We start from the raw sequence: 22,895 nt of genomic DNA, 5'->3' as shown, positions 1-22,895 counted from the left end.
AGTAGGGTCATACACATCTGTCAATATGCATAAAATTTTAACATATTGGACAATAGTATACTTCTCCCACACCCAAAATCAAATTGCGTTTTTGGCTTACCGACTAGAGGAATGACAAAGTCTAAAAAACGCTGAAAGTAAACCCTATACTCAAATAGCTCCCTCATTATTTTCATGTAAATCATAGCGTAATTTTTTGTTTTTGATAGTCTGATAACATGAGGGTTCTTTAAAATATACTCACAGGGCTTACAATGGTAATGAGTAACGCTGGTTTTCATCCTTGGAAAGTTATGGGTTTTTGTTTTGACAGATATGACACCGCACACAATATTCCTTCTACCCTGTCTTATCTACTATTTTTACCAAATTCTCTCTGTATGACAAATGGCCCAATCATTACTAACTGCCAAAAAGTGGTTTTATGTTGGAAACGCTTGAAAAATAGATCTTCATAAATACTCTTAGCCAATTGACATTTCACCCAAAAATTAGTATAATCCTACATCCAATAGACCATTTTATATAGGAAAAATGTAGAAAACAATTCCCATCAAACAAGCTATCTTTTTGACCTTGACGAGGGGTACACTCATCGACAGTGTTCCTGATCTTTGCTACTGCTGCAACAGTATGCTTGAAAACTTGGTAGAAAATCTGTAGTGCTGAAACAATACGAAATTGGGTTGTGATGGATCGGTCACCATAGTCAAGCGTGCGCTACTTAATCAGTATGATTAGACAATGAAAGCATCAATGGAGCACTTCTAGAGAGAGGCACATGCACTCTTTCTTGAGGCAAACACACCTGTGTAACACAACCAAACCCTATCCCCATGCTTGAAACACTCCAAGGCTAAAAAATGGTGAACAGGCACTGTTATGCAATAAACCACACCGTTTGGTGGAACCATTTACAATGTATCACTTATTTTGTTAAGTCCAAGCCGTTTGAATTCGGCAGAAAAGAGTACGACTGGTATAAGAAAAGTAAAGAGAAAGAGTCTATACATTAATGTTCCCTCAAAATGTATGGTATTGTACCATATAATAGTATTTGGTATATAAAATGATGAATTTGAAGAATCCTATGTTGAAATCTGGGTAACATTACGTTTTGAAAGTGCCACAGGGTAATGACGAGCCTGTGCAATTTGTGCTGCTTTTGTTGCCAAAGTCTCTTCGTCAAACAGTGTGAGATGCTCCAAGTTTCTTACCTTTTGTGCATCATTGACCAACCCTAATGTATGTAGTTTTTTATGTATGGCATCAACCATATCGAGTACTGAAGAGACCTTAACAACCTCGCAACGGGCATAATACTCAGCAGGAAAGGAGACTTCTGCCACACGTAGGGTTGGGTCGCTTCCTGGGATTTGCTGTGCACCAAAGAGTGGCTTGGAGCCAACTTGTGCTTTAGAAAAGTGTGGAATATATTTTGCCAAATGTTCAATAGCATTATGCGTACGCTCTTCAACCTCTTCGGTACGCCATTGTCGCTCTATTTTTTCAATAAAGTCCTGTTTGAGCTGTGGCTGACAACTAAAAGGTGTGTTGGTAACCAATCCATCTTCGTAAAGGGTAATCTCTTTAGTCATACCGTGTAGTTGGAAATACCCCTCAGGATAGGGTGTAAATTGCCCCATGCCACGTGGCGTACCACGTTCACCATGGAAGATAATTTCTGGCCAAAGCGCATCACAACACTTCTCCCATTTGCTAACATATGCAGCCTTGAACTCTACCATACTTTGGCAAGGGACACCAATCATGTCATCAATATATCCAGTCCTAAAGCCTGCAGCATTGATGAGGTAGTCGAAAGTCTCTGTTTTGGTGTGTCCATTCTGTTTAAAAGTAATATACCACTTTTTATGTTGATGTTTGACACTGGTTACGCGGGTTTCTGGCATGAGGTTTACAGAGCCTATTTTGCTTAATGCCAAAGAGAGTCCCGCAGAGAGCCTGAAGAGATTGAGCCCATACTCTTGCACTAAGATGAGAGGAAACTTCACTTTTTCAAAGTCAATTTGTTTAGCAACAGGAATGATCCACTCATCAAAAGTCTTTGGTTTGGTAACTGTTGTTGCATGACGCAGTTTTTCCATCATTGTTCGACTGTAAGTGCGATAATATGTTTCGGGCGCACCCAATACTTCATTGGCAGCATCTTTGGCAATATGTGTTTTATATGTTTGGGTAAGTAGTTTTAGGCGTGGCAGCAGATCCTCAGGGCTTCCTTTGTCTTCGACGGGAATAGCAATGACGGTAGGGCGGTAGTCAACAATAAAAGGGTAATATCGTATAAAGTCAATAGACTGCTTGAGCAGTGTGATGCATTGCATGTCACTGATTTCACGGTAGAGATTCCCACCTGCATGCAGGTGACAAAAAGGTGGTCCTGAAATGAGATATCTCTCCTGTTCAAAAAGGGTACACGGTATACCCATTTTTCCAAAGTGAAGTGCCATGGTTGCACCAGAAACTCCACCACCAACAATAGCTATTTGAGGGGTTTCTTTCTTCATTGTAATCTATTAAAATATTTTGAGAAGTTCGGTAAAGTTATCAATGACTGCTGCAGGTGTATACTGCTGTAAATCTTCATCATGATTATAACCATAAGTAACGCCCACCGCATCAATATTAGCAGCATTAGCAGCACGCATATCATTGCCTGAGTCTCCGACCATCACACATGCTTCTTTGGGTAAATTCATCAGTTCACACATCTGTAGTAGTGGTAGTGGATCGGGCTTTTTCTTTGGTAGTGTATCGCCACCAAAGAAAAAAGAGAAGAGGTTGTCCATATGGAGACATTGTAAAATGGTTCCAACAAAACGGTGTGGTTTATTGGTGATAATAGCAAGCCTGTACCCACTATTTTTTAGCTCTTTGAGTGTTTCAAGTACATGGGGATAGGGTTTGGTTGTGTTGCACAGGTGTGTTTCATACGCCTCAAGAAAGAGTGCATGTGCCTCTTCTAGAAGTGCTCCATTGATGCTTTCATTGTCTACATCATACTGATTAAGTAGCGCACGCTTGACTATGGTGACCGATCCATTGCCAACCCAATTTCGTATGGTTGTTTCACTATAGATTTTTCTACCAAGTTTTTCAAGCATAATGTTTACAGCAGTAGCAAGATCAGGAACACTGTCGATGAGTGTACCGTCAAGGTCAAAAAAGATAGCTTGTTTGATGGGAATTGTTTTCACATTTTTTCCTATATAAAATGGTCTATTGATGTAGGATTATACTAATTTTTGGTGAAATGTCAATTGGCTAAGAGTATTTATGAAGATCTATTTTTTCATGTTTCAATATAAACCACTTTTTATAGTTAGCATGATTGGGCTATTTGTCATACAGAGAGAATTTGGTAAAATAGTAGATAAGATTTGTGGGTAAGAAGGAATATTGTGTGCGGTGTCATATCTGTCAAAACAAAACCATGACTTTCCATGATGAAAAAACCAGCGTTACCTATTACCATTGTAAGCCCTGTGAGTATATTTTTAAAGAACCCTCATGTTATCAGACTATCAAAAAACAAAAATTACGCTATGATTTACATGAAAATAATGAGGAAGACGGAGAGTATAGGGCTTACTTTCAGCGTTTTTTAGACTTTGTCATTCCTCTAGTCGGTAAGCCAAAAAACGCACTTGATTTTGGGTGTGGGAGAAGTATACTATTGTCCAATATGTTAAAATTTATGCATATTGATACAGATGTGTATGACCCCATCTATCATCCTAACACAGCATGGAATACTAAGCAATATGAACTTATTGTTTCAACAGAAGTTTTTGAACATTTGCATGACCCAGGAAGTATTTTTGAGCAGTTGGTTGAACGATTGGTGTCAAATGGATACTTAGCATTTCAGACACAGTTTCACCCCAATGAAGTTGATGCATTTAAAAAATGGTATTACCATAAAGACCCAACACATATTACCTTTTTTAGACGTAAAACTTTTGAAGCATTGGCACAAAAATATGGTTGTGGGTATATTGCAGATAACGGTAAGAATATGATTGTGCTTAAGAAGTATTAAGAGCTAGCCCCAAGATAGTTTACTATTAATATTGTCTACTTTTTCTGATGACTACTGTTGCTAAACTTTTGCGATAATGATTTGATAAAATAGTAGGATTGGATTATGGATAAACGTGCATAAATCTTGAGAAATTTGTACTCAGTATCTATATTTTTTTTACCACAATTCCCTGCTTTCTCATGTTAAATATTTCGTAAGACTCATTCCAATACTCATCATAAAAAAGTATATCAAAAGAGGTTTTTGGAAATAGATGTTTTAACTCCTCTTTTTTGAGTAGAAAATCGGGATTTGAGTCTTTCTTTTCATTCCTAGAATCTTCCATGTAGGTCTCAACAATAAAAAGAGCACCCTTTTTTAATGTGGTAGAAATTTGAGAAATGAGTACCCTGTCAAGATAGTTTGTCATAATGACTAGATCATACTTTTTGTTGACTGGCATAAATGTTTCAAGGTCAGCTTTGATAGGTGTTATGGGAAGTAATGTGCTTTTTTGTGTAAGTGCATCAAGTGCAACATCAGAGATATCAACCGCATCGACATGAAAGCCTTTTTTTGCAAGAAAGAGTGTATGTCTACCGCCACCACATGCAACATCAAGGGCTTCTGTCCCTGATGAAGCAGTATAGTAATCTACTACAAGAGAGCTTGGAGAACGCTCCTCGAGTAACTGTGGTTTTTGATGATACTTTTTATTCCATTTTTGACGGTCTTTTTCTGACATTTTTTACCTTAATGAAGTTTTTGTCGAAGCATATTGTAGAATATTTCAAAAGAGGGGAGAGAGAGTCTACTTTCTCTCTGCTTTTTACCCCACATTGGTTCAGGGAAAAAACTATCTTCTTTAAAACGTGCCATGATGTGCCAATGCACATGCGGCACATAGTTACCAAAAGAGGCAATATTGATCTTATCAGGCTTGTAGTATGCAATCATCTCTTTCTCAATCATGTCAAGAAGATTATAGATTTCAAACTTTATCTCAGTGGGTACACTGCTCATCTCTCGATAAGGGTACTGGGTAAATATCTTTAGCCATGGTATTTCGCTAGATTCTATCTCAATGCGTATAGTACTATTTTTATAGAGAATAGACATTACCGTATCTTTTTAAGACTATATTTTCCAAGTTTTATAATACGTGATGGTGTACACTCGTTGTGTAATGGTTCAACAATAATATCAGTAGCATCTTTGGAAAAGTTCTCATCATATGTATTCCCACTTAGGTTTGCTGAAGTAGTATATGCCCAGTCTATACGATTAAGAAGAAGCAAATGATGAGAGTCTTTGACTACCCTAAAAGAGCAAGTATTTGGCATAATAAATGTTGTTTTTTGACTATGTCTAAGTCGTTTTTTGTGTATTTTTGGTACACGCGTAAACGACTTAAGTAGATGAAGAGAATTAACCGCCCTAATATAGTGCTTGTGTGGTGGACGCTGTTTGATTTGTGTTAGTTTGGTACTGTTTTGTGAGATAAAACCAACTATTGTATCGGTCTGGGTGAGAAATACATATTGCTTCAGTTTCTCACGCATGAGGGTCTATGCCTAGCTAAGATAGTCTTGTATTGCTTTTGGTGCAACACAATCTTTGTTGGCTTTGAGTTCTTTGATTGCCAGTGCAGTTGCTTTGGCTGCAGCAAGAGTAGTGAAGTAGGCAACATTATTGGCAAGAACAGATTGGCGAATAATCTTTGCATCACTCTTGCTTGCATTGTTGTCAGAGGTGTTGATGGCAAGAGTAATCTCTCCATTTTTAATCATATCATTGATATTTGGACGACCTTCACTAATTTTTAGTACTTTAGTGGAGGGAATACCAGAAGCTTCAAGTGCAATATGTGTACCAGAAGTAGCGATAATCTCAAAACCAAGATTAACAAACATCTGTCCAATTTCACCTGCAAAAGGTTTGTCTGTCTCTGTAAGAGAGAGAAAGAGTTTTCCCTCAAGTGGAATGTTATTATTGGAGGCAAATTGTGATTTTGCAAAGCTTATACCAAAGTTTTTTGAGATCCCCATGACCTCCCCTGTTGACTTCATCTCAGGACCAAGAATAAGATCAGATCCAGGTAACTTGTTAAATGGGAAAACTGCCTCTTTGACTGCGATATGACCTTTAAGATTAGGTTCCATAATCTTTTTATCGAAGTTAACTACCCCAAAAGTATCATAGTACTTGAGTGCCTCTTTGAGATCTCCTTGTATCATAACACGTGTTGCAACTTTTGCTAATGGCACACCTGTTGCTTTTGAGACAAATGGTACAGTTCTGGAGGCTCTTGGGTTCACCTCTATTAGATAGATTTCATTTTTATGGATGGCGTACTGAATATTGAGTAGTCCAATTACCCCTAAACCAAGAGCAATCTTTGCTGTTTGTTCTTTGATCTCAGATATAAGTTGATTGGAAATACTTACTGGGGGCAACGAACAGGCAGAGTCACCTGAGTGAATACCTGCCTCTTCGATATGTTGCATAACGGAGCCAATATAAACATCTTTTCCATCACTGATGGCATCAACATCGAGCTCAATGGCATTGTCAAGGAACTTATCAATGAGTACTGGTGCCTCATGTGAGACAGAGACTGCTTCATCGAGGTACTCACGTAGTTTGGTATCATTATAGACTGTTCTCATTCCACGCCCACCAAGTACAAAACTTGGACGAATAAGAACTGGATAACCAATATGATTAGCAATTGCCATTGCTTCATCCTTAGCAAAGGCAGTACCATTATCGGGTTGTTTAAGCCCTAACTCTTTAATAAAGTTACTAAAAAGCTCTCTATCCTCTGCAAGATCAATTACTTTTGCAGAAGTCCCACTGATCTTTGCCCCAATTGCTGTAAGGTTTTTTGCTAGTTTTAGTGGTGTTTGTCCACCGAAATGGACAATAACCCCATCTGGTTCTTCTGTCTCTATTACATTTCTTACACGTTCAAAATCAATAGGCTCAAAGTAGAGGATGTCTGATGTGTCATAGTCTGTTGAGACAGTTTCAGGATTACAGTTGTACATAATCGACTTAATACCCATGTCCTTAAGTGCAAATGCTGCATGAACACAGCAATAATCAAACTCAATTCCTTGACCAATACGATTGGGACCACCACCAATAACCAAAACCTTTTTGTCTTTTGTCTTTTGTCTTTTGTCTTTTGCGCTGTTAGGTAACTTACTAATATTTGTTGTTGAATAAAGATAAGGAGTAAGGGCTTTAAACTCTGCCGCACAAGTATCAACTTCATTGTATTCTAGTTTGATGCCAAGTTTTTCTTTAGCATTATAGATATCATTCTCGGTTAGATTTAACCCATCTTTTTGATTGATAATTTTTGCAATCATAGCATCAGAGAAACCATCTGCCTTAATGGAGCGAAGTTGTTTTTCATTGGTAAGTACTGAGATATCCATTGTTTTTTCAACTTTAACAAGTTCTTCAAACTGATAGAGGAACCAGCGGTCTATCTTACATAGATTAAAGATGGTATCAACACTCATGCCTCGTCTGAGTCCTTCATAGACATAGAGCATACGTTCTGCATTGGGGCGACGTATCTCTCGTATAAGTGTCTCTTCATTGCATTTGATTTCATTAAATCCTATTAAATCAGTTTCAAGTGAACAGAGTACTTTTTGGAATGACTCTTTGAAAGTGCGTCCCATACTCATTGCCTCACCAACAGATTTCATGGCAGTAGTGAGAGTAGAATCTGCCATTGGAAATTTTTCAAATGTAAAGCGTGGCAACTTAGTAACAATATAGTCAATGACTGGTTCAAAAGAAGCTGGCGTACCAGTAATATCATTAGTAATCTCATCAAGTGTATAGCCAACTGCTAGTAGAGTTGCTACTTTGGCAATAGGATAACCAGTTGCTTTGGAGGCGAGAGCAGAAGAGCGGCTCACGCGTGGATTCATCTCTATGACAATCATGCGACCCGTTTCAGGATTAATGGAGAACTGTACGTTACTTCCTCCTGTGTCAACACCAACTTCACGTAAAATGGCAAAAGAGGCATCTCTCATGTGCTGATATTCTTTGTCTGTCAAAGTTATGGCAGGAGCAATAGTGATAGAGTCTCCGGTATGAACCCCCATTGGGTCAAAATTTTCAATAGAGCAGACGATGATACAATTATCCTCACGGTCACGGATAACTTCCATCTCATACTCTTTCCACCCTAAGAGTGATTCTTCGATGAGAATTTCCGAAATAGGAGAGGCTTCAAGTCCGCCTTGGGCAATCTCTTTAAACTCATCTATATTGTATGCTACACCTGAGCCACCACCTGCAAGGGTATATGAGGCACGGATAATCAATGGGAAACCAATCTTTGCGGCAGCATCAAGTGCTTCATCTATATTGTAGGCATACTGAGAAATTGGTAAATCCATTCCAATTTTAATCATTGCTTCTTTGAACTCTTGTCTATCCTCCCCTTTTTTAATAGCAGCGGGGTTAGCTCCAAGAAACTCAATATCCTCTAGCATTCCTTTTTCATGCATGCTCATAGCAACATTGAGTGCAGTCTGTCCACCCATGGTAGGAAGAATAGCATCAATATTCTCCTGTTTGATAATTTGAGCAATTATCTCTTCGTTGATTGGTTCAATATAGGTACGATCGGCAAACTCAGGATCAGTCATGATGGTCGCAGGATTGGAATTGATAAGTACAACACGGTAGCCAAGTTCTTTAAGTGTTTTGGCAGCTTGTGTTCCTGAGTAATCAAATTCACAAGCTTGTCCAATAACAATAGGACCTGATCCAATAAGCAGAATGGTTTTAATGTCTTCGCGTTTTGGCATGGAGAATTACACCTTAATTTTAGTTTGAAATTATACAAAAAAAGGGTAAAAAGTGCCCTTAAAATAGGAAGGATTTAGAATATTTTTAAGAAATCAAGTAAATCATAAAATTTATTTTTAGAGCCATTTTTTTGTAGTTTTGGTTTAGAGCTGTTTAATTCTATTACCTCTGTTTGTGTCTGATCAATATGTGAGGGAATGCTCGAGACATGAGAAAGATCTTTTTGAGATATTGGCTCTATAGAATGGATTGGTTTATTGCCCAATAGTTTGGCTAGAGATATCTTTGCATCTTTAATAAGAAAAAATGCATCAGGATGAAATAGATCGGCATAAGTCTTAATGTAAGCAACCTTATAGGCATTTTCCATATTAACTTTTGTTACAATTCCAACAGGCAATCCAGCAAAGAAAATATTATTAAGACCCGAAGTAATAACCTTGTCTCCCTTCTTGATGTTATACCATTTTGGAATAAACTTAACAATCATCTTATTCTTTTCAAGCCCAAAGGCAATGCCTGGTGCTTTTTTATTGCCTATAAAGATTGGAAAACGGCATTTTGCATCAGAAGTAAGATAGCCATATAGTTGACCACTATTTAAATACGCGATTCCTGCAACAACATTTTTCTGAACAAGTCCATATAGTTTATTTGGTTGCATATCTTTTGGTTTTGTTAGTATGATTTGGGAGAAATTATTGAGCTTAGTATATGAGATGGTATTGGTAAAGACAATATTATTTTCTGGAAGTTTTTTAGAACCAAAAAGTACCTGATGGGTATGTTGTATTTGTTGAATATAGTGTGCTTGCTCAAGCAACTGTTTGCGAAGAATATGGTTTTCCTCTCTTAATTTTTTAATAAACTTTTCTTGAAAGAGATAACCATTTCCTTTTTCTTCAATCTCTTGAGTTAATTCTCTATAGCTTTGTTTGATAGGGTTTATTAGATTAAGAATGGTACTGGCTATATGCTCCCCATAGTTTCTTGAAAGAAACATTCCTAATATCAATAACAATAGTATAAGAATAAAAATTCTAGTCTTCATATGCCGTTTGTTGGAGTAAATCTAATTGTTCAAGTGCCTTACCTGTTCCTTTTGCAACAGCAAGTAACGGTTCTTCGGCAATAAAGACAGGTAGTTTGACAATATTTGATATGTACTGGTCAAGTCCACGTATCAGTGCACCACCACCAGTAAGGACAATACCATTTTCAACAATATCACCTACAAGTTCAGGAGGTGTTAGTTCGATTACATCTTTGACTGCAGATACTATTTCTTCAATAGAATCTTTCATTGCTATCCTAAGATGCTCTGAAGTAAGTTCAATTGATATGAGCCCTCTCTCTATCTGATCACGCCCACAAACAGTTTTTACAAGTTCTTCTTCTAACGGTATGGCTGTACCAATTTTAATTTTAAGTTCTTCAGCAGAACGCTCACCGATAACCAGGTTGAACTCTTTTTTAACATAATCAACAATTGCTCGATCGATATGATCACCCCCGACTCTAATTGATTTGCTCTGTACCAGTCCTCCTAATGATGTGACACCGATTTCGGTAGTACCACCTCCAATATCGACAACCAAGTTCCCGTTAGGGTCTTTAACTGAAATACCCGCACCAATTGCTGCCGCCATTGGCTCTTCTATTAGATAGACATAACGTGCACCAGCATTTTCGGCTGAATCTTTTACTGCACGGCGTTCAACCTGTGTTAGCCCATAGGGAACACAGATAATAATGCGTGGAGAGAGGAATCCTTTACGTTTGTGTGCTTTTTCAATAAAGTAACGAATCATTAATTCTGTTATTTCAAAATTTGCAATAACGCCATCTTGCATGGGGCGAATAGCACGGATATTTCCTGGTGTTTTTCCAACCATATCTTTTGCTTCCTGTCCAACAGCAAGAATTTGTTCTTGTCCGTGTTTGTCATACTGAATGGCAACAACTGAGGGTTCGTTGATCACGATTCCTTGATCTTTGACGAGCACAAGTATGTTGGCTGTTCCAAGGTCAATAGCAAGATCAGTAGAAAATGCCCCTAATAGTTTTTTGAACATGTTATAATCCTTTTTAATGCGCTATGCAATTTTTTTATCTTTAATATAGAGTGGTTTTGCACCATGCTCCACAACATCTTTGGTGATAACTACCTCATAGCCCTCAAGTTCTGGAAGTTCATACATAATGTTTAGTAAAATTTCTTCCATAATAGAGCGTAACCCTCTTGCTCCTGTTTTTCTATTAAGAGCTTTTTGGGCAATAAGCGTGAGTGCATCTGCTTCAAATGTCAAGATAACATTGTCAATTTCAAAGAGTTTTTGATATTGCTTAACCAGTGAATTTTTTGGTTCAGTAAGAATACGAACCATATTTTCCTTGGTAATTTCTCCCAATGTAGCAAGGATATGAAGGCGTCCTATGAGTTCAGGAATCAATCCAAAGGAAACAAGATCGTCTGCTTCTATCATATGGAGTAGATTCTCCTCATCTTTTTTAGAACGTTTTTTCTGACCAAATCCAAGTACATTGGATCCTAGCCTACGCTTGAGAATATCATCAAGTCCATCAAATGCACCACCACAGATGAAGAGGATGTTGGAGGTGTCAATTTGAATAAAGTCTTGGTTGGGGTGTTTGCGTCCACCTTTAGGCGGAATATTTACAATAGAACCTTCAATAAGCTTTAGAAGTGCTTGCTGCACGCCTTCACCGGAAACATCACGTGTGATGGAACGGTTTTCACCCATGCGTGCAATCTTATCTATCTCGTCGATGAAGACAATGCCCTGTTCGGCACGCTTGGGGTCTCCATCAGCTGCCATGAGTAGTTTAGTAAGAATATTCTCTACATCTTCACCTACATACCCAGCTTCTGTTAAATTGGTTGCATCTGCAATGGCAATGGGTACATTAAGAAAATGTGCAATAGTTTGTGCCAATAATGTTTTTCCCGAGCCTGTTGGACCAATGAGTAGTACATTAGATTTAGAAATTTGGGTATCGTCATTAGTACTGTGCTTAAAAATTCGTTTATAGTGGTTATATACAGCCACGGAGAGTGTTTTTTTGGCATTCTCTTGCCCAATGATATATTCATTTAGTATGGCATTTATCTCTTTGGGTGTGTAAAGTATATGCGTTTGGGCATCCTGTTCAGATTCGTTTTCTCCTTCTTCTCCCAAAAGAATCTTATATGCTGAAATGACACAATTTGAACAGATATAAGCATTGTCACCAGCTATGAGTGGATTCTCTTCATTTTCAGTAGCAGCACAGAAACTACAAGCTTTATGTGGCATTCATATTCCTTTTGGTTAATTATGCTTTTCTGGTATATGGTATACCACGTTTAGATGTTTCAATAAACATACAAAGAGATTTTACATATAGTGAGTCAGTTCTTTTGAGAATCTCCTGTGCAATATCTTGTAGAGGATCTCCTTGCTCAAAAAGTTTGCGATAGGCATTTTTAAGTGCATTGATTTCTTCTCGATCAATCTTTCTTCTTAGACCAGTTAGATTTAGCCCTCGAAGTATGGCACGGTTTCCTTCTGCAAGACAGTATGGTGGAATATCTTGAGAAACAGCACTTGCGCCACCAACCATAGCATAGTCACCAATATGTACAAATTGATGTACTGGTGTTAACCCACCGATAACTACATGGTCACCCAATTCAACATGACCGGCTAAGGTTGCACCATTGGCAAGGATACAATGATCGCCAAGCATAACATCATGTCCCAAATGAACATATCCCATCAGCAGATTATGGTTACCGATTTTAGTAACCATGCCACCACCCTTAGTGCCAGAGTTGAGTAGGGTAAATTCACGGATAGTGTTATTGTCACCGATGATAAGCTCACTCTCTTCTCCACTATACTTCAGGTCCTGAGGGACTGTTCCTACTGCTGCATGTGGGAAGATATGATTGTGTTTTCCTATAGTAGTGAAACCTTCAATAACAGCATGGGAGGCAATAGAGGTTTCGTCACCTATTTTGACGTGTGATCCAATATAAGTAAATGGACCTACAGTCACATTCTTCCCAAGAATAGCCCCCTCTTCGATAATAGCGGTTGGATGAATATGTTTCATTTGGAATTATCTATCCACAATCATAGCTTTGAGCTCAGCTTGGGCAGCTATTTTATCATCAACATAAGCTTCAGCACTAAGTTGCCATACCGCACCTTTATTTTTGATGACATTAATCTTGTAGACCAATTGGTCACCTGGAGTGACAGGAGAACGAAACTTTGCCTTGTCAATACTCATAAAGTAGACTACCTTGTTGGCAATTTCTTCTTGGGTTATATTATCCATACTTTTGAATGCCAATATGCCACCAGCCTGTGCCATACCCTCAATAATCATCACACCAGGGTAGATAGGATGATCAGGGAAGTGTCCTTGAAATACAGGTTCAGAGATAGAGACATTTTTGTATCCTTCGATACAAACTTTCTCTTCTAATTTGGTAATACGATCAACCAGAAGAAAGGGATACCTATGAGGAAGAATTTTTTGAATATCAACAACATTATAAAGCACGCAAAAACCTTTTGTTATATCAAATTTTGAGTATTTTATCGTAAAGTTTATTAGAGTGTAATAAGTACCTCTTTAACATCATTATAAATTTCACTCTCAATAAATAGTTCTATTTTATGATTTGGTATCTCATCTACAATAAGTATAGTAGAAAGATCGTATGCACCCATTTTTAGCTTATTTCTAATATCTACTTCCTTATCAAAAGAGGGCGGAGAGAATATTAGTTCGGTTACATTTTTATAGTGTGTTTTGCTCAAGGTATTATAGCTTTCAAGTGTAATAAATTTTACCTCATTGCGGTTCATGTAGTGTAGTGTATCTATCTTGTATTCTATTTTACCTCTAGTATAGTTATTTTTGAGTACCGAGTAAGGTAGAATATGTGCAGGAATGACTTCCTTGCGTACACGAAGTGTGGCAAATTTTAATCGCCAGTTTAAAAAGTGTTGTTTGACAATTTGGTAGTGGGTTTTCTTTGTCTCGAGTTGCCACCTTTCTTCATATAATGCAATACGTGCTTCAATAGACTCTGGTTGTACCTGTCCTGATATGGGCATAAAGAGTTCGTCAGCAAGTTTTTGCTGTTGTTCGCGTTGCATTGTCAACCCAAAAAGACAGCCGCAGTAGTCTTGACGGTAGAGTTGATTTTCTTTTGCTATAACATTTTGTTCTTGTGTACCAGAGGCTTTACGGTAATCGAGGGTAAGAAACTGTACGCCAAAACGCTTGGCAAGGGTTTCACCTGCAATTTTAAGCTGTTTGAGTGACTTTTTGGGGGAAGTAAGCAGGGTAGAAGTAAAAGCTTCTTCTCCTATCTCAGCAGCCTTTTGTGCACTTACTTCAAAGCGTCTATCAAAGCAAACCGCACAACGTGCACCTTTTTCGGGTTCTTTTTCTAATCCTTTAACCGCCTCAAGCCATGCCTTGGTATCGTATTCTCCCTCGATGAGCTCTATATCGAGTATTTTACAGCTTCGTTTAACGTCGAGTAACCGTAGATAGTATTCAGAGTAGGGGTGGATATTGGGGTCATAAAAGAATCCAATTAGCCTCTCATTTGGATAATCATTACGGAGTTTTTGGAGAAAGTAGTGGCTGTCAACAGCACAGCAGATATGTACTAGCAAGTTGTATTCCTTGCTAAGGTAGTAGTTCTATTTTGAAAAAAAACTTTAAATATATATTTCATTATATTAAAACTCCTCATTCTTCATTAGTATCTCTGCTACATTTTTACTGCTGCCATACCCAAGATATTTTTTGAGCTCTTTGGCTTTTTTAGCAAATTGTTTTTGGTCGGTATTGTAATATTCTGCAAGAAGATTGTTGACAGTAACATCTTCCTGGAGTAGCTCTTTGTGTAATGTAGTATTGTTATAATGAGAAAGGATGATATTTGCCAGTCCTACTTGTGTAATACCTAGTATTTTTGTACCAATAAAAAAATCAAAACGCTTAGCAATATAGGCGAGAGTGAAAGGGGTACCCATGAGGGCCGCTTCAAGTGTGGCAGTACCTGAGCAAATAAAGGCAAATTCGGCACACATGAGAGCTTCGTGTGTATTGCGGACAATCTCAAAATTACGGTTACCGATATAGAGCTTGGCAATTTGGTTACGACTAAAGTGTGGCGGTATGACTAGTAAAGGGCGGATATTGGGTAATTTTTTGCGTACTTTAAGAAAAATAGGCATGAGACGCTCTATCTCACTTTTTCGACTTCCTGGAAAGAAGGCAATGCAGCCTCTATTTTCTTTAGGGTTACAGGCAGAGGTGATCTCATCAAGTAATGGATGTCCAATATAACGTGCTTTTCCACTAGGATAACAGCTAGTCTCAAATGGCAAAATACCTAGCAAGTTATCGCAATATTTTTCTAGTTTTTTGACTCGTTTAGGACGACTTGCCCATACCTGAGGAAGGATATAATAGATAATCTCTTTGTTTGGATAGCGTTTTTTAAGTTTTTTGGCAAGAGGCAGGTTGAAGCCTGAAGAGTCCATTAGAAGTATCTTGTCTGCTTCTTTCGCTAAATCAACCATCTCATCTATCACCTTGAAGAACCACCGTAGCTTTTTAATGGCATCAACCACACCCATGATTGCCATTTCGGTAATGTCGTAGAGCGGTCTTCCCTGATCAATGTGCTTATCAAAAATCCCTATAAGCTCAATGCCTTGTGTATGTTTAAGTACTTCATGTAGATGGAGATTAGAAGAGGGTTCAAGGGCAGAAACAAGCACTTTCATAATAGACCGCCTTTACTTAAATATTGAAAGGAAGTATACTAAAAATTTTTTGACTTTTGTATACCTTGATAACTTAGAGATATAATTTGTGTGTAGTTATCACTATAAATATATTTGCTATAATACTTTAATTGTTTATCTTAAATTAAATATATTTAAAGGAAAAGTCATGCAAAAAGAGCCGATGTTGCGTGAAACTTATGTCAATCTGAGTGAAGAATTGGAACAACTGAAGACTCACGAAAGAGGTAAGATTGCCAAGGTGATAGATGAAGCAAGGGAACTTGGCGACCTTAAGGAGAATGCAGAGTATCATGCTGCGAAAGAGAAACAGGGATTAATGGAAGCACGTATTTCTGAATTAACTGATATTATTGGGCGTGCACAGGTGGTTGACCCTTCAGCGCTGGCACATGAGCGTATTAGCTTTGGTTCAACAATTTGCCTGACCTGCCAGCAGAGTGGTGAGGAAAATAAATATACTATTGTTGGAAGTATGGAGGCACAGCCTGAGAGGGGACTCATTTCATTCCAGTCACCCATGGCACGCGTGCTTATTGGAAAAGAAGAGGGAGATGAGGTAGAGCTAAACCTTCCAAGTGGTAAAAAAGTATATGAGATTGAAGAGGTGCTATTTGAGGAGATTGTCCTTAAGCTGTAAAGAATGAAAAGTGTTAATATATTGTTTTACAATACTTCTGTTTGTAAAGTAGTTTTAAATTATTGTTAAGTACATAAAGTAAAGGAAAGTTTTTATGGTAAAAGTAGGTATTGTGGGTGCCAGTGGATATACAGGGTTGGAACTGGTTAAGATGTTGGTAATGCATCCAGGTTTTGAGTTGAGTTATCTGGCAACTTCACGAGGTGATACGATGATTGAACAACTTCATCCTTCTTTGAATGGGGTAGTAACAATGTCAGTAGATAAAGCTGATATCGATAGTGTTATTAAACATTGTGATTTAGTCTTTTTGGCACTACCTCACAAAACCTCTATGGGTTTTGCTAAGTATCTTATTGAGGCAGGCTTGAAGGTGGTTGATCTTTCAGCTGACTATCGTTTGGAGCTTGAAACTTACGAGGCATACTACTGTAAACATGAGGATAAGACACACCTTTCAAAGTCCGTCTATGCACTCATCGAGTACTACCGCGAAGAGCTTAAAAATACCAATCTTGCTGCAGGACCGGGATGCTACCCTACAGCAACCCTGCTCGGTATTTTACCATTTATTCCCTATCTTGATGTCTCTGCGCCACTTTTTATTGATGCCAAATCAGGAGTGAGTGGGGCAGGAAAGAAGCTGAGCAATGAGACCCACTTTGTAGGCATTAATGATAATATCTTTGCCTATAATCCACTCAAACATCGTCATGCACCTGAAATAGCTGAGAAAATAGAGAAGATACACGGTGCCAAGATGCAGGTAAACTTTGTACCACATCTCATTCCTGCAACACGAGGAGAGCTTGTCTCCATCTATGCAACCCTTAAAGATGATATTGATCCACTGGCAGTACTTAAAGAGATCTATATAGATGATCCATTTATTCGTATATGTGAAAAACCAGTTGATATTAAAAGTACTGCAGGCACTCACTTTTGTGATATCTATGCTATGGTTAATGGTAACACACTTTTTGTTAGCTCTGCTATTGACAATCTGTTACGAGGTGCCAGTTCGCAAGCACTTGTTGCAGCAAACCTGATGTGTGGATATGATGAAGGGATGGGGATACCTACAATCGCATATGTCCCATAGTTAAAATGAAAGATTAATGGGTGAAGAGGATGATGGAATGTTGATACTAAAAGAAGATGCCTTGTTTATTGCGGACTCCCATTACCCTCATCACGGGGAGGAATTTCCGTTTTTGCTTCAGAAGCTTCTCTCTGGCAATATTAGAGCTTCGCAGCTTTTTTTGATGGGGGATAACTTTGATCTTCTGTTTGGATACAATGACTATATTCAAACCTTTTCCAAGAAAGCAATAAGCCTATTACAGGTTCTTTCTCAAACTATGGAGATCTACTATTTTGAAGGTAATCATGATTTCTGTCTCCAAGAAATTTTTCCAAATATACATGTTTATAATAGAGAAGCACAGCCTGTTATGTTTGCCATGGGTAGTAAAAAGGTTGCCATTTCCCATGGAGACAAGTATGCTGCAGGGCTAGTGTATGATATTTACTGCAAATTACTACGCAATGCTGTTACACTTAAAGTGCTTCGTCCTTTTCAAAAACAGATTATTAATCATCGTATAAAAAAGCTCTCACAAAAGTATATTTGCTACTCTTTTGAGGGTCTCAAAGATCGTGTAGAGGCAATTATGAGACACTATGATAATGTTGATTTGGTGATTGAAGGGCATTTTCATCAAGCAAAGGTGATAGGAGACTACGTTTCACTCCCTTCACTCGCTTGCCAGAAACAAGTAGCAGTCATCAAGGGGGGCAATATTTTATTTGTAGATATTGATGGTTTATCTTAGTCTTTTCCTTGTAGCATTTGTCTCTGCTACGCTCTTTCCTGTAGGGAGTGAAGTATTATTGATTTATGATCTCTCTCAAAATTATTCTACTATACTTCTGTGGCTCTTTGCAACCATGGGCAATATGCTTGGTTCACTATTTAATTACTGGTTGGGCTTGAAAGGGGAGCACTTTTTGAAGCAACGGGATTACCTTTCTTCGGAAAAGATGACACAAGCACATAGGTATTTTGAAAAATGGGGTGGCTGGATACTGCTATTAAGTTGGATGCCTATTATTGGTGACCCACTCACTTTTGTTGCTGGGGTATTAAAGTATGATCTTAAGAAGTTTATTTGGATTGTTTTTGTAGCAAAAGGAGTACGCTATAGTATTATTATAGGTGGATATGCGTGGGGTATATCCTAGAAATATGCTATGTATATACTTTTTGTAGCATCAGAATATAGTAGAAATCTATTTTTTATCAGCCACCAATAAGATTAGCACACAGATCAAATCGGTTATGTGTCATCAAATGTACCTTTCCATGTGCTTTCATTACAGCATCAAATATCTGTTTTGAGAGGGAAAATCCAACCTCTTGTTCTTTGGTTTCGCTATCCATTGCTGCAAGATTCATCTCGTCAATAATCTCCTTGGGGACAGAGATACCTGGTACTTTATCATCAATAAAGTTTGCTGTTTTTGCACGAACAATAGGAAATTGTCCTAGAACCATCTGTGCCTCTTTGGCAGTATCACGGATACTCATCTCTTTTGCCTCTTCAAAGAGAGCAAGAAGCTCTTTGGCACTATTTATGTCGTAGACGGGTTGAGTAATGATGGCACGTGCACCATAGTCAAGTTTTTTAACCATACGCTTTTGGAGCTTTTTTATATCTTTAGCATAGCTATTGCTTACCGCAAAGGGATAGATGGGCTTAGGGGAAGGATTAAGTGGTTTATTAGAGTAGTCCACCCCATTATTAAGATGATAGATAATACTCAAGAGTAGTGTTGAGTCACGTTCAAGCACCCCCTTAACCTCTGGTTGGTCAGAGTACTTTGCAGGGTCACCCGTGAGCGCAAGAATACAACGCAAATCAAAATCATTGGCACCAAGTAGTGTTGACTGCAAGGATAGCTTGTTTTTATCGCGCATGCTCATGGTAGCTAATACAGGTTTACCAAAGGTCTGTTGAAGCTTAATGGCAGAGAGTACACCACTCATCTTGAGCTTAGCAAGAGGATTGTCGGTACAAGAGAAACCACTAACTTTTTCATGTAGATTGTGTTTGCGTATATCCTTGATGATGCTATCAAGAGAAGCCCCATGAGGCGGGTTGACTTCAACAGTAATAAATTTTTTGGTTTTATTGCATAAAAAATCACAGAATGTTTCGAACATATTTTCCTATCTTATACATTAATATATTTATAATTGTTGCGAATTATCACAGTATTTTTGCATTAAGCACTTTCATTTAAACTCTCTCCTTCTTGCTACTTGCGTCAATAAAGAAGTAGAAAGTTCAGAAGCTTCATTTGGCTATAATTTTACCCAAATAATACATAGAGGTAACCATAAATGGGTAAGTTGGCTATATTTGATTTTGATTCAACACTGATGGATGGAGAAACCATTGATTTTTTAGCAAAGCCACTAGGGATAGAAGAACAAGTAGCTACTATTACTGAACGTGCTATGGCAGGGGAGCTTGATTTCTTCAAATCACTTGTTGCTAGAGTTGCACTACTAGAAGGACTAGAGAAAGTCAAAGTTGATAATATTTGTATAAATCTACCTTTGATGCCCGGAGCAGCTGAAGTAGTGGCTGAGCTGAAAAAGAGAGGCTATACTGTTGTCTGCTTCTCTGGCGGTTTTCGTAATGCTACTAAGCCTATCTGTGAGAGATTAGGTATTGATGCAGATTTTTCTAACTTCCTACATGATGAAAATGGTATATTAACTGGAAAAGTAGGAGGCGAGATGATGTATTCTGACGCTAAAGGCGATATGACTATCCGCATACAAAAGCTACTTGGTGTTGGATATGAAGATACACTTGTTGTGGGAGATGGTGCCAATGATTTAAGTATGTTTGCTCATGCCAATACGCGTATAGCATTTTGTGCCAAGTCTATACTGAAGGAGGCGGCAACACACTGTGTCGATGTAAAGGATTTGTGCGAGATACTAAAGTGTATCTAGGAAGCGTGTGATAAATTGATTATTTGAGAAATATTTATTTTTATCTTGCAACACCCTAAACTCTTTAATGATACAATGGTGCTTTATGTGTGTTTAATGTGATTAAAATAAAACATTGAGCATTAAAAAATATAGGACATTCACTCTTCACTTTAATTCCAAAGGAATTGATATATGGATATTTTTCAGGCGGTGATCATTGGGATCATCGAAGGGTTTACGGAGTTTCTGCCTATCTCCTCAACAGGACATATGATTATCGCTTTAAAATTTCTTGGGGTAATGGAGAATGACCTAATTAAAGCATACGAGATTATTATCCAGTTTGCTGCCATTTTGGCAGTCATGCTTATCTACAGAGAAAAGATTACCTTCAAGAAGATTGACTTGTGGATGAAACTTTTTGTTGCCTTTCTTCCCCTTGCTGTTGTCGGCTTTATTTTTAAAGACCAGATTAAAACCCTTTTAAATGTACAGACGGTTGCATGGATGTTTATTATCGGTGGTATTGTTTTTCTGGCGGTCGAGTACTTTTATGAAGGAAAGGAGATACATATCAAGGATACAGAAAAGGTTTCTCATATGCAAGCACTTTGGATTGGTATAGCACAAGTTTTCTCACTGATACCTGGAACGAGTAGAGCAGGAGCTACTATTATCGGAGGACTGCTCGTAGGGCTTAACCGGAAGACTTCAACAGAATTTAGTTTTTTGCTTGCTATTCCTGTTATGGCAACAGTAAGTGGATATCAATTGCTTAAATACTACCACGAGTTTTTCAATGCCAATTGGGGAGCATTTTTTGTTGGATTTGTGATAGCATTTATAGTTGCCTATATGACTATTAAGCTCTTTTTAGTATTTTTACAACGCTTTACCTTTGTAGCATTTGGTATCTATCGGATTATATTTGGAGTCATCCTATTGGTAAATATAGGATAATTGAATTTATAAAATCTCCTTTGGGAGCTTTGGTTAAGTTCAAAAGTTCTTTTGGACAAAATTTTGCAAAAGTAGATTTGTATCTATTCAAAGGAAGAGAATGAAATTTCATGAATTTAACTTTCATCATGATATTGCTAAAGGGGTAAAGATTGCAGGGTTTAAAGAGCCAAGTCCTATTCAAAAAATGGCAATTCCAATCATTGAGGAAGGAAAAGACTTAGTTGCACAAGCGCATACAGGTACAGGAAAAACTGCAGCTTTTGGACTACCAATGATGGACAAACTTGCTAGAGGTGAGATTGAGCGTGCACTTGTTATTACCCCTACACGTGAGCTTGCTACGCAGGTGAGTGATGAGCTTTATCATCTTGGGCGTTTTGCTGGTATACGTACTCTGACTGTCTATGGTGGGGTAGGGTATGGTCGACAGATTGCACTTATTCATAAAGGAGTACAGATTGTGGTAGCAACACCAGGCAGATTGAAAGATCTCTATCATAAAGGAAAGATTGATGTGCTCAATCCCGAGATTGTTGTACTTGATGAGGCAGATGAGATGCTTGATATGGGCTTTCTTGATGAGATTAAGGATATTTTTGAATATATTCCACAAAATCGTCAAACATTGCTTTTTTCAGCAACGATGCCTGAACCCATTAAGGAGCTTGCTAATCATATTCTCTATCAGCCAGAATTTATCTCAGTTATTGGTGAAGAAGAGACAACCAATAATGTGATTGAGCAACGCTATTGTGTTATTAATGAGAGTCAACGTGATACAGCCATTGTAAAGCTGTTAGAAACAGAAGATATCAATAAATGTATTATCTTTTGTCGCATGAAGCGTGAAGTTGATAGACTAACAGAGCACTTGAATGCACTGGGTTTTAATGCTACGGGTTTACATGGAGATCTTGAGCAACAAGATCGTGAAGTACTCATTCGATCTTACCGCAGAGGAGAGACAAAAATTATGGTTGCTACCGATGTTGCTGCACGAGGGTTGGATGTCAAGGATGTAACCCATGTTTTTAACTATCATATTCCTTTTGACCCACAAAGCTATGTCCATCGTATTGGTCGTACAGGACGTGCAGGCAAAAGAGGGCAAGCAATTACTTTGGTGACCACTGAAGAGTTTAAAGAATTGCAGCGTATTCAAAAAGAGGTAGGAGCCCAGATGTGTTTGGCAACTATTCAGGACAACGAAGAGCTGAATGATACGAGCATAGGGTATCTTGCTGATCAGATACGTGCATTATCGGTTCACACTGAAGCAAAACAGGTTATTGAAGTGCTTGGAGACATAAACAAGGAAGTACTTCTTGAAAAGCTTGTTTCTAGGGTGATTGAGCAAGAGCGGTATAATACTGGAGATCAGATAGGCTTTGATCAGCAGACTGTAGATGGCATGTTAGAAGGTTATGAAAATAAACAAAAAGCTACCCGTTCCAACAATCGTAGAAAAAAGCGAAGATAACCAAAATTTTTTAACTAACCCAAAGCAAAACGGGTTTAAAATTTGTAAACCAATTGATAAAG

22 protein-coding genes are annotated in these 22,895 nt (G+C 38.0%); 8 read left to right on the top strand and 14 right to left on the bottom strand.

Going from position 1 to position 22,895, the window contains the following annotated elements:
* Positions 1–1,088: 1,088 nt before the first annotated feature.
* Positions 1,089–2,528 (bottom strand): FAD-binding oxidoreductase, encoded by a 1,440-nt coding sequence (locus LGB01_06510; GenBank protein MCB4753849.1) that lies wholly within the window; start codon positions 2,526–2,528, stop codon positions 1,089–1,091.
* A 9-nt stretch (positions 2,529–2,537) separates the two neighbouring features.
* Positions 2,538–3,218: a phosphoglycolate phosphatase gene (locus tag LGB01_06505; GenBank protein MCB4753848.1), complete on the bottom strand. Its 681-nt coding sequence runs from the start codon at positions 3,216–3,218 to the stop codon at positions 2,538–2,540.
* 206 nt (positions 3,219–3,424) lie between these two features.
* Here LGB01_06505 and LGB01_06500 point away from each other — a divergent pair, with 206 nt between their 5' ends.
* Complete coding sequence (locus LGB01_06500) at positions 3,425–4,063, top strand: class I SAM-dependent methyltransferase (GenBank protein ID MCB4753847.1); 639 nt, start codon at positions 3,425–3,427, stop codon at positions 4,061–4,063.
* A gap of 148 nt (positions 4,064–4,211) precedes the next feature.
* Here LGB01_06500 and LGB01_06495 read toward each other — a convergent pair whose 3' ends face one another.
* From LGB01_06495 to lpxB, 11 genes are all read right to left on the bottom strand, one after another.
* Entirely contained in the window at positions 4,212–4,790 is a 579-nt protein-coding gene (locus LGB01_06495) for a methyltransferase domain-containing protein (protein ID MCB4753846.1), read from the bottom strand.
* Between the two features lie 8 nt (positions 4,791–4,798).
* Positions 4,799–5,164, bottom strand: coding sequence for an HIT family protein (locus LGB01_06490; GenBank protein MCB4753845.1), 366 nt, complete (start codon positions 5,162–5,164; stop codon positions 4,799–4,801).
* Entirely contained in the window at positions 5,164–5,607 is a 444-nt protein-coding gene (locus LGB01_06485; protein ID MCB4753844.1) for a Sua5 YciO YrdC YwlC family protein, read from the bottom strand. Before LGB01_06485 ends, LGB01_06490 begins: the two co-directional genes overlap by 1 nt.
* A 12-nt stretch (positions 5,608–5,619) precedes the next feature.
* Entirely contained in the window at positions 5,620–8,889 is a 3,270-nt protein-coding gene (gene carB / locus LGB01_06480) for a carbamoyl-phosphate synthase large subunit (GenBank protein MCB4753843.1), read from the bottom strand.
* A 74-nt stretch (positions 8,890–8,963) separates the two neighbouring features.
* The gene (gene mreC, locus LGB01_06475) at positions 8,964–9,941 is read right to left on the bottom strand and encodes a rod shape-determining protein MreC (GenBank protein ID MCB4753842.1); all 978 of its coding nucleotides are present in this window, start codon (positions 9,939–9,941) and stop codon (positions 8,964–8,966) included.
* On the bottom strand, positions 9,931–10,965 hold the full coding sequence (locus LGB01_06470; protein MCB4753841.1) for a rod shape-determining protein: 1,035 nt from the start codon (positions 10,963–10,965) through the stop codon (positions 9,931–9,933). The genes mreC and LGB01_06470 overlap by 11 nt, the downstream gene beginning before the upstream one ends.
* A 21-nt stretch (positions 10,966–10,986) precedes the next feature.
* Positions 10,987–12,207 (bottom strand): ATP-dependent Clp protease ATP-binding subunit ClpX, encoded by a 1,221-nt coding sequence (gene clpX, locus LGB01_06465; protein ID MCB4753840.1) that lies wholly within the window; start codon positions 12,205–12,207, stop codon positions 10,987–10,989.
* 19 nt (positions 12,208–12,226) lie between these two features.
* Positions 12,227–13,009: an acyl-ACP--UDP-N-acetylglucosamine O-acyltransferase gene (gene lpxA / locus LGB01_06460; GenBank protein ID MCB4753839.1), complete on the bottom strand. Its 783-nt coding sequence runs from the start codon at positions 13,007–13,009 to the stop codon at positions 12,227–12,229.
* Between the two features lie 6 nt (positions 13,010–13,015).
* Entirely contained in the window at positions 13,016–13,465 is a 450-nt protein-coding gene (fabZ, locus tag LGB01_06455; protein ID MCB4753838.1) for a 3-hydroxyacyl-ACP dehydratase FabZ, read from the bottom strand.
* Between the two features lie 50 nt (positions 13,466–13,515).
* Complete coding sequence (locus LGB01_06450) at positions 13,516–14,595, bottom strand: epoxyqueuosine reductase QueH (protein ID MCB4753837.1); 1,080 nt, start codon at positions 14,593–14,595, stop codon at positions 13,516–13,518.
* Between the two features lie 66 nt (positions 14,596–14,661).
* Positions 14,662–15,717 (bottom strand): lipid-A-disaccharide synthase, encoded by a 1,056-nt coding sequence (lpxB, locus tag LGB01_06445; protein ID MCB4753836.1) that lies wholly within the window; start codon positions 15,715–15,717, stop codon positions 14,662–14,664.
* A gap of 169 nt (positions 15,718–15,886) precedes the next feature.
* Here lpxB and greA point away from each other — a divergent pair, with 169 nt between their 5' ends.
* The 4 genes from greA (at position 15,887) to LGB01_06425 (ending at position 18,622) form a co-directional block, all read left to right on the top strand.
* Positions 15,887–16,378: a transcription elongation factor GreA gene (greA, locus tag LGB01_06440; protein ID MCB4753835.1), complete on the top strand. Its 492-nt coding sequence runs from the start codon at positions 15,887–15,889 to the stop codon at positions 16,376–16,378.
* 94 nt (positions 16,379–16,472) lie between these two features.
* Complete coding sequence (argC, locus tag LGB01_06435) at positions 16,473–17,480, top strand: N-acetyl-gamma-glutamyl-phosphate reductase (protein MCB4753834.1); 1,008 nt, start codon at positions 16,473–16,475, stop codon at positions 17,478–17,480.
* A 37-nt stretch (positions 17,481–17,517) separates the two neighbouring features.
* Positions 17,518–18,213, top strand: a complete 696-nt coding sequence (locus tag LGB01_06430) for a UDP-2,3-diacylglucosamine diphosphatase (protein MCB4753833.1) — start codon at positions 17,518–17,520, stop codon at positions 18,211–18,213.
* The gene (locus LGB01_06425; GenBank protein MCB4753832.1) at positions 18,200–18,622 is read left to right on the top strand and encodes a DedA family protein; all 423 of its coding nucleotides are present in this window, start codon (positions 18,200–18,202) and stop codon (positions 18,620–18,622) included. The genes LGB01_06430 and LGB01_06425 overlap by 14 nt, the downstream gene beginning before the upstream one ends.
* Before the next feature lie 58 nt (positions 18,623–18,680).
* On the opposite strand, the gene LGB01_06420 is transcribed toward LGB01_06425, so the two are convergent.
* Positions 18,681–19,604: a methylenetetrahydrofolate reductase gene (locus LGB01_06420; protein ID MCB4753831.1), complete on the bottom strand. Its 924-nt coding sequence runs from the start codon at positions 19,602–19,604 to the stop codon at positions 18,681–18,683.
* 180 nt (positions 19,605–19,784) lie between these two features.
* Between LGB01_06420 and serB the strand changes: the two genes are divergently transcribed.
* The 3 genes from serB to LGB01_06405 all read left to right on the top strand — a co-directional run bounded on the left by serB (position 19,785) and on the right by LGB01_06405 (position 22,833).
* Positions 19,785–20,408: a phosphoserine phosphatase SerB gene (serB, locus tag LGB01_06415; GenBank protein MCB4753830.1), complete on the top strand. Its 624-nt coding sequence runs from the start codon at positions 19,785–19,787 to the stop codon at positions 20,406–20,408.
* A gap of 174 nt (positions 20,409–20,582) precedes the next feature.
* Positions 20,583–21,350 carry an undecaprenyl-diphosphate phosphatase gene (locus tag LGB01_06410; protein ID MCB4753829.1) on the top strand — a complete coding sequence of 256 codons (768 nt, stop codon included), beginning with the start codon at positions 20,583–20,585 and terminating at the stop codon, positions 21,348–21,350.
* A gap of 100 nt (positions 21,351–21,450) precedes the next feature.
* Complete coding sequence (locus LGB01_06405) at positions 21,451–22,833, top strand: DEAD/DEAH box helicase (GenBank protein MCB4753828.1); 1,383 nt, start codon at positions 21,451–21,453, stop codon at positions 22,831–22,833.
* Positions 22,834–22,895 lie beyond the last annotated feature (62 nt).

The sequence above is a fragment of the Sulfurovum sp. genome, from assembly GCA_020525365.1.
Lineage (GTDB): Bacteria > Campylobacterota > Campylobacteria > Campylobacterales > Sulfurovaceae > Sulfurovum.
This window is presented reverse-complemented; position numbering and strand designations above follow the sequence as displayed.

What these genes read in the sequence shown, in the direction of transcription:
- argC (MCB4753834.1), top strand. Translation starts at nt 16,473, where the DNA reads ATGGTAAAAGTAGGTATTGTGGGTGCCAGTGGATATACAGGGTTGGAA.
- LGB01_06410 (MCB4753829.1), top strand. Translation starts at nt 20,583, where the DNA reads ATGGATATTTTTCAGGCGGTGATCATTGGGATCATCGAAGGGTTTACG.
- clpX (MCB4753840.1), bottom strand. Translation starts at nt 12,207, where the DNA reads ATGCCACATAAAGCTTGTAGTTTCTGTGCTGCTACTGAAAATGAAGAG.
- serB (MCB4753830.1), top strand. Translation starts at nt 19,785, where the DNA reads ATGGGTAAGTTGGCTATATTTGATTTTGATTCAACACTGATGGATGGA.
- lpxA (MCB4753839.1), bottom strand. Translation starts at nt 13,009, where the DNA reads ATGAAACATATTCATCCAACCGCTATTATCGAAGAGGGGGCTATTCTT.
- lpxB (MCB4753836.1), bottom strand. Translation starts at nt 15,717, where the DNA reads ATGAAAGTGCTTGTTTCTGCCCTTGAACCCTCTTCTAATCTCCATCTA.
- LGB01_06425 (MCB4753832.1), top strand. Translation starts at nt 18,200, where the DNA reads ATGGTTTATCTTAGTCTTTTCCTTGTAGCATTTGTCTCTGCTACGCTC.
- carB (MCB4753843.1), bottom strand. Translation starts at nt 8,889, where the DNA reads ATGCCAAAACGCGAAGACATTAAAACCATTCTGCTTATTGGATCAGGT.
- LGB01_06510 (MCB4753849.1), bottom strand. Translation starts at nt 2,528, where the DNA reads ATGAAGAAAGAAACCCCTCAAATAGCTATTGTTGGTGGTGGAGTTTCT.
- LGB01_06470 (MCB4753841.1), bottom strand. Translation starts at nt 10,965, where the DNA reads ATGTTCAAAAAACTATTAGGGGCATTTTCTACTGATCTTGCTATTGAC.
- LGB01_06430 (MCB4753833.1), top strand. Translation starts at nt 17,518, where the DNA reads ATGTTGATACTAAAAGAAGATGCCTTGTTTATTGCGGACTCCCATTAC.
- greA (MCB4753835.1), top strand. Translation starts at nt 15,887, where the DNA reads ATGCAAAAAGAGCCGATGTTGCGTGAAACTTATGTCAATCTGAGTGAA.
- LGB01_06485 (MCB4753844.1), bottom strand. Translation starts at nt 5,607, where the DNA reads ATGCGTGAGAAACTGAAGCAATATGTATTTCTCACCCAGACCGATACA.
- LGB01_06495 (MCB4753846.1), bottom strand. Translation starts at nt 4,790, where the DNA reads ATGTCAGAAAAAGACCGTCAAAAATGGAATAAAAAGTATCATCAAAAA.
- LGB01_06405 (MCB4753828.1), top strand. Translation starts at nt 21,451, where the DNA reads ATGAAATTTCATGAATTTAACTTTCATCATGATATTGCTAAAGGGGTA.
- LGB01_06420 (MCB4753831.1), bottom strand. Translation starts at nt 19,604, where the DNA reads ATGTTCGAAACATTCTGTGATTTTTTATGCAATAAAACCAAAAAATTT.
- LGB01_06490 (MCB4753845.1), bottom strand. Translation starts at nt 5,164, where the DNA reads ATGTCTATTCTCTATAAAAATAGTACTATACGCATTGAGATAGAATCT.
- mreC (MCB4753842.1), bottom strand. Translation starts at nt 9,941, where the DNA reads ATGAAGACTAGAATTTTTATTCTTATACTATTGTTATTGATATTAGGA.